This is a genomic window from Streptomyces sp. NPDC058697 (genome assembly GCF_042715345.1).
GTDB lineage: Bacteria > Actinomycetota > Actinomycetes > Streptomycetales > Streptomycetaceae > Streptomyces > Streptomyces liliifuscus.
Genome location: NZ_JBHXSU010000003.1, coordinates 330,835 through 343,271 on the forward strand (window position 1 = coordinate 330,835; position 12,437 = coordinate 343,271).

Consider the following 12,437-nt stretch of genomic DNA (forward strand, 5'->3'; position numbering starts at 1 on the left):
CCCAGGTACAACCCCCTTGCGCCAGACGTTTACAGGTGCAGAGGTCCGCGCTAGCGTCAAAACAACGTGGGGTGGGAGCGCTCCCACATCGGTGGACCGGAACCCGCCCAGGGTTCGCTCCCATCTCGCGCATCCGCACACGGACACCATCCGCACACGGACGCGATCCGCTCACGGACGTCAACGGACACCCCACGGCCCCCGAACGAAGGGACGGTCATACCTGTCATGATCCTGACAACTCCATCGCCCATGCCCACCCCGCGCCCCCCATGGCGATTACCGCTCCCCGCCCGCGGCAGAGCCCTCCTCCTCATCCTGCTGGCCCTGGCCGTCACGATCCCGGCGCTCGGTCTGGTCGTCTCGGCCGGCGGCGAGGCGAAGGCCCACGGCACCCCCATGAAGCCCGGCAGCCGCACCTTCCTGTGCTGGCAGGACGGGCTCACCGACACCGGTGAGATCAAGCCGATCAACCCGGCCTGCAAGAAGGCGCAGCAGGTCAGCGGCACGACCCCGTTCTACAACTGGTTCTCGGTGCTCCGCTCCGACGGCGCGGGCCGCACCCGCGGTTTCGTGCCCGACGGCGAGCTGTGCAGCGGCGGCAACACCAACTTCACGGGCTTCAACTCCCCCAGCGCCGACTGGCCGTTGACCCACCTGACCTCGGGCGCGACCGTCGACTTCTCCTACAACGCCTGGGCCGCGCACCCGGGTTGGTTCTACGTCTACATCTCCAAGGACGGCTTCGACCCGACCAGATCGCTCACCTGGAACGACATGGAGGCACAGCCGTTCCTGAGCGTCGACCACCCGCAGCTCAACGGCTCCCCGGGCACGGTCGAGGCGAACTACTCCTGGTCCGGCAGGCTCCCCTCGGGCAAGTCGGGCCGCCATCTGATCTACATGGTCTGGCAGCGCTCGGACAGCGCGGAGACCTTCTACTCCTGCTCCGACGTCGTCTTCGACGGCGGCAACGGAGAGGTGACGGGCATCCACGACCCGGGCAACCCGACCGAGCCCCCGCCCGGCGCCTGCTCCGCCACCCGCCGTACGACGGGCAGTTGGTCCGGCGGCTACCAGTCCGAGGTCACCGTCACCAACACCGGTTCGGTGCCGATGCTCGGCTGGATGGTCGACTGGACGCTGCCGGGCGGTCAGTCCGTCGCCAGCCTCTGGAGCGGCAACGCCACGTACAGCGGTCAGAACGTGATGGTCCACAACGCCGGCTGGAACGGGTCGCTCGATCCGGGCGAGAGCGCCTCGTTCGGGTACGTCGTCCAGGGGTCCGGGGGTGATCCGGCGACCGCCCTCGCCTGTCGGCCGGGCTGAGCCGGGCCGGCGAACCTGTGACACCACCTGCTCGGACACCACGTGCTCGGGGCGGACCCGGTGGCCGTAATCCACCGGGTCCGCGAGCCGGGCAGGTTCGGGGGAAGGTCTGCCCGGATGGAACATGGCTTGTGCGGACCAGAGGACGCGACAACGTTGTCGAATGGTCTGGCCGTGACTCTACTCCTCCAACGGACAACGCTGTCAAACCTGTTGGGCCCTGAGCCGTCCGAGTGTCGCCCGCGTGTGCCTCCCCGCTGCCCGGCGCTCTTCCGTGGTACAGGTGCGGCACGCTACTGTCCCTGCGGCTTGTGCGACCCGTGGTGCGCGACCCGTCCGAAGGAGGAGGGGCCGCGTCATGCGTTTCCGTCCGTCATCCGTGCTTCCCGCCGTTGCTCTTGCCGCCGCCATGGCCGTCGGCAGCGGAGCCACCCCGGCCCTGGCCGCACCCCCACCGGGACCGGCGCTCGTCCAGGACCCCACCCCGTACGTCGACCCCCTCATCGGCACCAGGAACGGCGGCAATGTCTTCCCGGGCGCCGTCGTGCCGTTCGGCATGCTCTCCTGGAGCCCCGAGAACACCCGCGGCGACGCGACCCGCACGGCCGCGCCCGGCGGCTACCAGTACGACGCGACCCGTATCCGCGCCTTCAGCCTCACCCACATGTCCGGCACGGGCTGTGCGGGCGGCAGCGGTGACATCCCGTTCTTCCCGTACGCGGGCGAGGTCACCTCGTCCCCGGCGAGCGACACCAAGGACGAGGTGTACGCGGCGGACTTCAAGCACGCCGACGAGACCGCCGAACCCGGCCGATACAAGGTCGGCCTCTCCTCAGGCGTCACCGCGGACCTCACGGCGACCGCCCGCACGGGCTCGGGCCGCTTCACCTACCCCGCCGACAAACCGGCCTCGCTGCTGATCCGGACCGCCAACTCCGAGGTGGGCTCCACGACTTCGGACGTCCGCATCGACCCCAAGGCCCGTACCGTCTCGGGTTCCGTCACGTCCGGCAACTTCTGCGGCTACCTCGACCCGGAGGGCCGACGCGACTACTACACCCTCCACTTCACCGCCCGCTTCGACCGCGCCTTCAAGGCCACGGGCACCTGGCAGGACGACAAGCTGAGCCCCGGTACCACCGAGGCGAGCGGCGGCACCGGCGGATTCGGCGCCAACGGCCGGCCGGTCGCGGGCAAGGGCGCGGGCGGATACGTGGAGTTCGAGCCCGGCACCGGCCCGGTGAACGTCAAGGTCGGCATCTCGTACGTCAGCCGGGCAGGCGCCGAGGCCAACCTCGCCGCGGAGAACCCGCCCCGCCGCTCCTTCGACGACGTCCAGGACACGGCCCGCAAGGCCTGGCGCGACCGCCTCTCCGCCGTCAAGGTCGGCGGCGGCACCGACGACGAGCGGACCACCTTCTACACCGCGCTCTACCACTCCCTCCTGCACCCGAACGTCATCAGTGACGCCGACCGCAGATACAGAGGCGCTGACGGCAAGGTGCACCGGGTCGCCGCCGGCCACCGGGCCCAGTACGGCACCTACTCCGGCTGGGACGTCTACCGTTCCCAGGTCCAGCTGCTCACCCTGCTCGACCCGCGCACCGGCTCCGACATCGCTCAGTCGCTGCTCGAACTGGCCCGCCAGAACGGCGGTGTCTGGGACCGCTGGCTGCACGGCGCCGGCGGCACCCACGTCATGAACGGCGACCCGGCACCGGCCACCCTGGCGGGCATCAGGGCCTTCGGCGGACGGGACTTCGACCTGCGCGGCGCGCTCGACTCGCTGGTGAAGGCCGCCACTGTTCCCACCGATCTCGATCTGAGCCCGGCCGGGAAGCCCATCATGTCCGTCGGCCAACGCCCGTCCCTCGACAAGTACTTGGCGAAGCACTACATGCCGTCCGTGTCCAACGCCTGGGGCGGCGCCGCCGAGACGCTGGAGATGTCGGGCGCCGACTTCGCACTCGCCCAACTCGCCACCGCGGCCGGGGAGAGGAAGACCGCCGAGACCTTCACCCGGCGCGCCCAGTGGTGGCAGAACAACTTCAACATCGCGGCCGACCCCACCGGCGGCTACATCGCCAACCGCAAGGCCGACGGCAGCTGGGTCACCGGCTTCACCCCGGCCACCGGCAACGGATTCGTCGAGGGCACGGCGGCCCAGTACACCTGGATGGTCCAGCACAACCCGGCGGGCCTCTTCGCCGCGATGGGCGGGCAGGACAAGGCCGTTGAGCGCCTTGACTCGTTCTTCCACAACGCCGACGGCAGCTGGGCCTTCACCGGCAGCGGCGGCGACAAGTCCGAACTGGACAACGAGCCGTCCATCAACGTCCCCTACCTGTACGCGTACGCGGGCGCACCCCACAAGACCCAGGAGACCGTACGGGCCGCGATGGGCAAACTGTGGTCCACCCAGCCCGGCGGCATCCCCGGCAACGACGACCTCGGCGCGATGTCGTCCTGGTACGTCTTCTCCGCGCTCGGCATGTATCCCCAGGTGCCGTCGCGGGCCGAACTCGTCCTGGGCTCACCGGTGTTCCCGAGGGCCCACATCTCCCGTCCGAACGGCAACGACATCGACATCCGGGCGGCGGGCGCGGCGGCGGACTCGCCGTACGTCCAGTCGCTGATGGTCAACGGGCGCTCCAGCGACCGGCCTTGGCTGCCCGCCTCCTTCGTGCGCGACGGCGGCACACTCGACTACACCCTCGCCGGCACCCCGAACCGCGCCTGGGGGAGCGGCGCAGAGGACGCCCCGCCGTCCTTCCGCGACGGGGAGCAGCCCTACCAGATCGGTGTCGGCCCGACCACGGCGACGGTCGCCCCCGGCGGCAGCACGAAGCTCGACATCCGGGCGCTCGCACTGAGCGGCGGCACCGGCCCCGAGGTGCGCTTCCGCGTCGAGACCCCCGAGGGCGTCCGGGCGACCCCCGCCGAGGGCACGGTCACGGACGGGGCCCAGGAGATCACGCTGGCCGCCGACGAGAGCGCCGAGCAGGGGTTCTACGACGTCAAGGTCACCGTGACCTCCGGCGACAGCGACACCTCGTACGACCAGCCCGTCGCCCTCACCGTCGCCGCGCCCCGTTCCCTGCTCGCCGCGTACAACAACACCGGGACCACGGACGACGAGGGCGACCACTCCGAGGGCGACTACGACGGTGGGGGCTGGAGCTACTCCCGTCAGGCCCTCGCCGCCGCCGGTCTCACCCCGGGCGGGCAGGGTTCGGTGAAGGGTCTCGCCTACACCTGGCCGAACTCCCCGGCGGGCCGCCCGGACAACGCGTCGGCGACCGGCCAGACCATCGAACTCCCCACACCCACAACCGAGTTGAGCTTCCTGGGCAGCGCGGTCAACGGCAACCAGCAGACCCGGGCGACCGTCACGTACGACGACGGCACCACCGACTCCATCGACCTCTCCTTCACCGACTGGACCGTCGGCGGCGGAGGCGGCACCGTCCAGTACGGCAACGAGGTCGTCGCCCGGGCCGCGTACCGGAACGTCGCCGGCGCCGACAAGGACCCGGTCGCCACGTACGTCTTCGCCACGAAGCCGTTCGAGGCGCCGGCCGGCCGGACGATCAGGAGCGTGAAGCTGCCGGACAACGCGGACCTGCATGTGTTCACCGTCGCGGTGAACTGAACTCCCCTTCCCAGCAAGGAAATCCGCCTCCCAGCAAGGTGATCCGCTTCCCAGCGAGGTGATCCGCCTCCGTCGGTGTTCCAGCCGGCGGAGGCGGTAGCGTGTGCGATTCCGACGATCTCCCCGGGGGACGAGTCATGCGCGCGCGAGGGACAGTGCTACGGCCTGCGGCCGTCTGCCTGGCACTGGTGATGCTGCTGGGCGGACTCGCCGGATGCGGCGACGGCGTCGGCGCCGGCGCCGCGAAGAAGTCGTGGATCGCGGTGCCGGACCACTTCTATCTCCGGCCGCCCGGGGACAAGTCCGGTCCGACGAACAAGGTGCCCTTCCACGTCCAGGCCGAGGACATGAAGGCCAGGAGCCGCGTCGGAACCCAGGACCACCGGCTCACGGTGGACGTCACCGGGTCCGAGCGGGCCGTACGGCTCAAGATCTCGGACATCCGCAAGAAGAACCCCAGGTGCGCCGGGACCGACACCCGGGTCGTCTGCCGGGTGAGCGGCGCCTACAACAGCTGGTCCGACATCGACCGGGTCTATCCGTACGCCGCTCCGGGCAGCAGGCCGGGCGACAGCGGAACGGTCCGTTTCAGCTTCACCACCGAGAAGGGGAAGAAGCTCAGCGCCCGCACCCGGGTCGTCGTCGGTGAGCCCGTGGTGAAGGTGCGCACGACGAAGGTGTTCGAGGACGTCGGACCCGGCTCCCTCCTCAGCACGCCCGTCGTGGTCCGCAACACCGGGGAGGTTCCCGTGCGCGGCGTCGGCCTGCAACTCTCCGTCGGCACGGGCCTGCGCTTCAAGGACCAGTACGGCAACTGCCGTTACCCGGACCCGCAGAAGGGCTCCCTCGCGATGTGCGAGTTCCCCGGCGTGCGCATACCGCCCGGGCAGGCGGTCGTCCTCCGCCCGGCCCTGGCACTGAACGTCGCCAGAACGGAGATGTACTCCTCGTTCCGCCAGCAGGCGTGGGCCCTGGACATGGGCCCCGCGAAGAACAGCGTCGTGCCCGAGGGCGGCGACCACGGTGACGGCCCCCGGCTCACGATCGCGACCGCGAAGGCGGCCGACCTGAAGGGGACGTTCGCCGGCGGCGACGTGTGGAGCGAGGTGCGGGTGGACACGTACGCCGACTTCGAGGTCTTCGCCGTCGAGGTGAGCGGCGAGCGCGGCAGCGAGCACACCGTGCGCCTGAAGGTCCGCAACAACGGGCCCGCCAACCCCTGGAGCACGACCCTGCTGTTCACCCCGCCGGAGAGCGCCACCGTGGTGAAGCAGCCCATGGAGGCCATCGACGAGGGCGTGTACGAGCCCTACTGCGACCTCGACAAGGGCACGTACTCCTGCTCCGTGGGGAGCGGGCTCGAATCGGGGAAGGCGCGCACTTTCGACTTCACGCTCCGACTCGGCGGACCGGGCGAGGGCAGCGTGCGGGTGACGGACGCCCCCGATTCCGACCGCCGGGACCCCGACCCCGCCAACGACACGGCACCGGTTACCGTCCTGCCGTAACCGGTGCCGTGCGCACTGTGCGTGTCTGCCGTGCCGTGCGTCAGCTCAGCAGTTCCACCTCCGACAGCGTCGCCTCACCGTCGAGGACCAGCCGGTACTTGGTGTACGACCCGGGCGCCGAGACCGAGAACGCCCGTGTCTGCCGGTCCCAGGTGAAGGACTGGCCGGACCGCTTGTCGAGGTCCTTCCAGGTGGTCCCGTCGGACGAGCCCTGAAGGACCCAGCCCTGGGGGGCCTTTGAGCGTTCGGCGGACGTCAGCGTGTACTGAACGGCCCTGGCCCGGTCGGCGGTCGGCAGATCCACCGACTCGACGGTCGCGTTCGTCGCCGAGGTGTTGTCGAACAACTCGCCCTCGCCCTTGATGACATCGCTCCGGGGCGACGGCACCTCGTCGTCCTGCGTGATGGAGACGGGCGCCGCGTTCTTCCCGGTTCCCCACGAGGACGGCTTCGAGCCCATGTCGAACTCCAGCACTCCGCCACGGGAGATGATCGAGTGGGGGAGCGAAGTCTTCGTCCAGGCCTTGCCGTTGACTTTCAGGCCCTGCACGTAGACGTTCTTCGCGCTGTTCTTCGGGGCCTTCACGACCAGCTCCCGGCCGTTCTCCAGGTGCACGGTCGCCTTGGTGAACAGCGGTGAGCCGACGGCGTATTCGCCACTGCCCATCACCAGCGGGTAGAAGCCGAGCGCGGAGAAGAGGAACCAGGCCGACTGCTCGCCGTTGTCCTCGTCGCCGTGGTAGCCCTGCCCGATCTCGCTGCCGGTGTAGAGCCGGGACAGCACCTCGCGGACGTTCTTCTGCGTCTTCCAGGGCTGGCTCGCCGCGTTGTACATGTAGTTCACGTGGTGGGCGACCTGGTTGGAGTGCCCGTACATGCCCATCCGTACGTCACGCGCCTCGGTCATCTCGTGGATGACGCCCCCGTACGAGCCGACGAACTCGGGCGAGGCGGTCTCGGGGGTCGCGAAGTACGTGTCGAGCTTCTCCGCGAGCCCGGAACGGCCGCCGTACAGGTTGGCGAGGCCGCGGGAGTCCTGGGGCGCGGTGAAGGCGTAGCCCCAGCCGTTCGTCTCGGTGTAGTCGTAACCCCACACCCTCGGGTCGAACTTGGAGGACTCGACCCGCCAGTCGCCCTTCTGGTCACGGCCCTGGAAGAAGCCGGCCTTGGAGTCGAAGAGGTTGACGTAGTCCTGGGCGCGGTTGAGGAAGTACTCCGCCTCCTCCTTGTAGCGCTTCTCGCCCGTCTTCCTGTAGAGGGCCTGGCCCATCTTCGAGATGCCGTAGTCGTTGAGGTAGCCCTCAAGTGCCCACGACAGGCCCTCGTGCGTGTCGGTGCTCGTGTAGCCGAGGAACGGGGAGGTCGCCATGCCCTTGCGGCCCACACCCGAGGAGGGCGGCACGACGGTGGCGTTCTTGACCGCCGCGTCGTACGCCGACTTCGCGTCGAAGTCGACCCCCTTGACGTACGCGTCCGCGAACGCCACGTCCGAGGAGGTGCCGGTCATCAGGTCCGCGTAGCCGGGGGAGGACCAGCGTGAGGTCCAGCCGCCGTCCTTGTACTGCTGCACGAACCCGTCGACCATCTCACCGGCCTGACCGGGCGTCAGGAGCGAGTAGGCCGGCCAGGTCGTCCGATAGGTGTCCCAGAAGCCGTTGTTGACGTACACCTTGCCGTCGACGATCTTCGCACCGGTGTGCGTCGGGGTGTCCGGTCCCGGCATCGGCGAGAACGGCGAGGCGTACTGGTACTTCGAACCGACCTTCTCGAAGCCGGAGTTGGGGTACAGGTACAGCCGGTAGAGGCTGGAGTACAGGGTCGTCAGCTGGTCCGGGGTCGCGCCCTCGACCTCGACCTTGCCGAGGATCTTGTCCCACTGCTTCTGGGCGCGCGACTTGACCGCGTCGAAGGACGTGCCGTCCGGGATCTCCTGACGGAGGTTGTCCTTGGCCTGGTCGATGCTGATCAGGGAGGTGGCCAGGCGGAGCGTGACCGTGCGGTCCTCGCCCGCCTTGAACTTCAGATAGCCCTTCACACCGGAGGAGCTGCCCTCGGCGACCTCCGCGTCGAAGACCCCGTACACGAAGAGACGGGTCGCGCCCGTCGACAGACCCGACTTCACGTCCGAGTAGCCCGTGAAGGTCCCGTTCTCCTTGTTGAGGGTGAGGCCCGCCTGGTCGGTGACGTTGTCGAAGACGACGCTCGCGTCGTCGCCGGGGTAGGTGAAGCGCATGGCCGCCGCGTGGTCCGTCGGCGCCATCTCCGTCTTCAGCCCGTTCTCGAACCGCACTCCGTAGTAGTACGGGCGTGCCGTCTCGTTCTCGTGCTTGAAGGGCAGCGCGCGGGCGGTGCGGCCTGTCTCCGGGGTACCGGCCGCGGCCGACGGCATCACCTGGAAGGTCTGCCGGTCACCCATCCAAGGGCTCGGCTCATGACTCGCGCTGAACGCCTGTATGGTCGGCAGATTGTCCGCGTTGTTCGCGCGGGCGTAGTCGTAGAGCCAGCTGAGCGAACCCGCGTTCGTCACCGGCGTCCAGAAGTTGAAGCCGTGCGGCACGGCCGTCGCCGGGAAGTTGTTGCCGCGCGAGAAGCCGCCGCTGGAGTTGGTGCCGCGTGTGGTGGACGCGTAGTCCGAGAGATGCGCCTTCGGCTTCTCGGGCTTCTTCACACTCAGGTTCACGTCGTCCAGCCAGCCGCGGAACTTCGCGGGCCCCTTCGGGGAGTCGTACGCGACCAGGATCCGGTCGACCGTCTTACCGGCCGCGACCGAGCCGATCCGCGAGACGACGTTGTTCCACTGGTTGACGTACAGCACCTTCGACGCGCCCTGGCCCTGCGGAGTCAGCGCGAACCCGTGCTGGTCCTGGGCCCGCAGGTCACTCAGATAGGTGCCGTCCGTGAACGCCAGGTCCACCGAGACGTTCGTGGCGTCGTAGTCCCGGTCGCCGTCCGCCATCGACGGGAAGACCCGGTACGCCAGCTCGGTGTCGCGGCCGACGGCCACGTTCACGTCGAAGACCTTGTTGTACGAGTAGGCGCGGCCGTCGGCCTTGTGCGTGCCCGCGTACCGGAGGGCCTTCTTGCCCGTGAAGCCCGCGCCGGACTTCGCGGTCGGGGAGCCGCTCGGGCCGCGGTCCACCAGCGAGAGCATGTCCTTGGGCGTGGGCTCCGCGCCGCCGCCCGTCGAGAACTGCACGTCGGCGAGTTGCGTGGCGTCCGAAGCACCGTTGTTCTTGGTGATGTCGAGCCGGAAGTGCTGGTATTCCGCGGGCTCCGCGAGGTCGTACGACTTCGTCTGGAAACGCTCGCCGAAGGACTCGCCGGTGCGGGTGTCGAGGGTCTTCCAGTCCTTGCCGTCCGTGGACCCCTGGAAGGTCCAGTCGACCGGGTCGCGCTCGTCGTGGTCGTTGGCCGACGTGAGGGCGTACGTCACCAGCTTGACCGGGGCGTCCAGCTCGAACTCCACCCAGCCGGTGGGCGCGAAGGTGAGCCACTTGGTGCCGGGCTCGACATCGACGAGGTTCTCCTTCACCTCGCCCGAGCCCGAGTTCTCGCCGCTCGCTGCGACGTCCGTGACGTGCTCGGTCACATTGCCCGGAATGCCGGTGCTGAAGCCGCCGTCGACACCCGACGAACGCTTCGAACCATCGGCGGCGGTGTCGACTGTATTCAGCCAGTCGGGTGCGGGTTCACCCGCCTCGAAGGAGGAACCGAACTCCCGGTCCGCGGCGGCGGCTTCGGCCGGACGGGCGACGGCGGCGCCCTGCGAGGCCACCACCAGCGCGAAGGCGGTCGCTCCGAGGACCGCCGTGGAACCCCATCCGTGCCGTGCCCTGATCCGAGATCTGTGCGGAGATCCTTGCCGAGATCTGTGGTGCATGCGCCAGCACCCTCCCTGTCACGTGCGCCTGGACAACGTTGTCATATTTGCTGCGCAGGTCCAGTAGGGAGTCAAGTGGTCAGGGATGTCAAGGGTGTTGAACGTGGCGTACGGGGGTAATGACGACAGTCCGCCCGATGGTCCATCCACGGGCTCACCTGTCGGCTTCCTGTTCGGCCGCTGATCGTTCGCTGATCACCCACTGTGTCGCGGGGCCTGTGGGCAGCTGATATTTCCGCGAGGTCTCACTTCGGGAAAGAGTGTCGGCCAACTGTGCATTCGATCTTGCTCCGCTGGCGGGAAGTGGACTATACCTGTCGGCGTCCGCCCAGTCGTTCGACGGGCCGCGGACAGGCACAGGCCAGGGAGAAGAAGGGGGCGTGGCGATCAGCGACTGCCGCGTATTCCCGCCGACCCCGGTATTCCACGCACGATCCAGCTCTACGTCCCCCCGCGGAAAGCGCCGGGCAAGCCGCCCGACCTGCTTTTCCTGCCGGGGGTCCGGGGGTTGACCCCCGGGTAATGCAGTACCGACCGCGGTGCCGGGGAGGGTCCGGTTCACCGCCTGAGTCCTGATGAAGGCGAGGACTTGAGCATGGGATCCACTTCCGCCCACAACAACCGTGAGGGCGTCGGCCGCCGCGATCTGATCAAGCGCACCGCGGCGCTCGGCCTGATTTCCGTACCCACGATGAGTTTCCTGTCGGCCTGTGCCAGCGGTGACAGCGGCAGCGAGGAAAAGGTCGACAAGGGCAAGAAGACCAAGGAGAACCCCCTCGCCGTCAATGAGACCGCGCCGCTGGAGATCGTCATCTTCGACGGCGGTTTCGGCACGAAGTACGCCGAGGACGCCAAGGCGGTCTACGAGAAGAATTTCCCCAAGGCCAAGGTCAAGTTCTCCTCGACCCAGAAGATCCAGTCGGTCCTGCAGCCGCGCTTCAATCAGGGAACCCCGCCGGACCTGATCGACAACTCGGGTGCCGAGCAGATGGACATGGGCGTCCTCGTCGGCAAGAAGCAGCTCTCGGACCTCACCCCGCTGCTGGACGCGCCGTCCGTCGACGACCCGGCCAAGAAGGTCCGGGACACCCTGCGCCCCGGCATCGTCGAGATGGGCCAGTTCGACGGCGACCCGGTATGGATCATGTACTACGCGTACACCGTCTACGGCGTGTGGTACTCCCAGAAGGCGCTGGACTCCCTCGACGCCACGTACCCGGAGACCTGGGACGACATGCTCGCGGTCTGCGAGAAGGCGAAGAAGAAGGACATCGCGGGCTGGACGTACGCGGGCAAGCACCCGTACTACATCCCCTTCTCCCTCTACCCGATGATCGCCAAGGTCGGCGGTGTCGAGGTGCTCGACGCCATCGACAACCTGGAGCCGAACGCCTGGAAGCACCCCGCGGTCAAGACCTGCTTCGAGGCGTACTACGAGCTCTACAAGAAGGGCTACATCCTCAAGGGCACCCCGGGCCTGGACCACATCCAGTCCCAGACGGCCTGGACCGAGGGCAAGGCACTCTTCATCCCGAACGGCTCCTGGGTGGAGAACGAGGCGGCGAAGACCATGCCGAAGGACTTCAACCTCGCGGTGAACGCGCCCACCGGCATCGACAGCTCGGACAAGATGCCCTTCGGCACCATCTGGGCGTCCGGCGGCGAGCCCTTCATCGTCCCCGCCAAGGCCAAGAACACGGACGGCGGCATGGAGCAGCTGCGCATCATGCTCAGCGAGGCCTCGTCGAAGAACTTCACGGCGTCCGTCAAGTCGCTGACCGCGTTCAACGGCGGCACCGACGGCATCGAACTGACGCCGGGTCTGAAGTCAGGTGTCGCGGCCCTGGAGAAGGCCGGCACCAATGTGGTCAACCCGCGCATCCAGGACTGGTACGTGGCGTTGCAGAAGGAGAAGATCGGTGTCGGCGGCCTCGGCGAGATGATGGCGGGGCGGCTCACCCCGGCAGAGGCCATCAAGAAGATCCAGGGCTATGCCGACGAAGCGGCCAAGGACGACAACATCCAGCACTACAAGCACCAGTGAGCGAGGCCGGGGCCCCGGGCGGTG

5 protein-coding genes are annotated in these 12,437 nt (G+C 68.5%); 4 read left to right on the plus strand and 1 reads right to left on the minus strand.

The features are described 5' to 3' along the window. Positions 1–252: 252 nt before the first annotated feature. The 3 genes from ACFWXQ_RS09310 (at position 253) to ACFWXQ_RS09320 (ending at position 6,489) form a co-directional block, all read left to right on the plus strand. Complete coding sequence (locus tag ACFWXQ_RS09310) at positions 253–1,329, plus strand: lytic polysaccharide monooxygenase (protein ID WP_383941383.1); 1,077 nt, start codon at positions 253–255, stop codon at positions 1,327–1,329. Between the two features lie 358 nt (positions 1,330–1,687). Beyond that, positions 1,688–4,981 (plus strand): GH92 family glycosyl hydrolase, encoded by a 3,294-nt coding sequence (locus ACFWXQ_RS09315; RefSeq protein ID WP_383941379.1) that lies wholly within the window; start codon positions 1,688–1,690, stop codon positions 4,979–4,981. 137 nt (positions 4,982–5,118) lie between these two features. Beyond that, positions 5,119–6,489: a hypothetical protein gene (locus ACFWXQ_RS09320; protein ID WP_383941376.1), complete on the plus strand. Its 1,371-nt coding sequence runs from the start codon at positions 5,119–5,121 to the stop codon at positions 6,487–6,489. Between the two features lie 40 nt (positions 6,490–6,529). Here ACFWXQ_RS09320 and ACFWXQ_RS09325 read toward each other — a convergent pair whose 3' ends face one another. Next, a complete protein-coding gene (locus ACFWXQ_RS09325; protein ID WP_383941373.1) occupies positions 6,530–10,369 on the minus strand; it encodes a GH92 family glycosyl hydrolase in 3,840 nt (1,279 codons plus the stop codon). Between the two features lie 595 nt (positions 10,370–10,964). Here ACFWXQ_RS09325 and ngcE point away from each other — a divergent pair. Further along, positions 10,965–12,413 (plus strand): N-acetylglucosamine/diacetylchitobiose ABC transporter substrate-binding protein, encoded by a 1,449-nt coding sequence (gene ngcE, locus ACFWXQ_RS09330; RefSeq protein WP_384089107.1) that lies wholly within the window; start codon positions 10,965–10,967, stop codon positions 12,411–12,413. The last annotated feature ends 24 nt before the right edge of the window (positions 12,414–12,437 follow it).

What these genes read in the sequence shown, in the direction of transcription:
- ACFWXQ_RS09310 (WP_383941383.1), top strand. Translation starts at nt 253, where the DNA reads ATGCCCACCCCGCGCCCCCCATGGCGATTACCGCTCCCCGCCCGCGGC.
- ACFWXQ_RS09325 (WP_383941373.1), bottom strand. Translation starts at nt 10,369, where the DNA reads ATGCACCACAGATCTCGGCAAGGATCTCCGCACAGATCTCGGATCAGG.
- ngcE (WP_384089107.1), top strand. Translation starts at nt 10,965, where the DNA reads ATGGGATCCACTTCCGCCCACAACAACCGTGAGGGCGTCGGCCGCCGC.
- ACFWXQ_RS09320 (WP_383941376.1), top strand. Translation starts at nt 5,119, where the DNA reads ATGCGCGCGCGAGGGACAGTGCTACGGCCTGCGGCCGTCTGCCTGGCA.
- ACFWXQ_RS09315 (WP_383941379.1), top strand. Translation starts at nt 1,688, where the DNA reads ATGCGTTTCCGTCCGTCATCCGTGCTTCCCGCCGTTGCTCTTGCCGCC.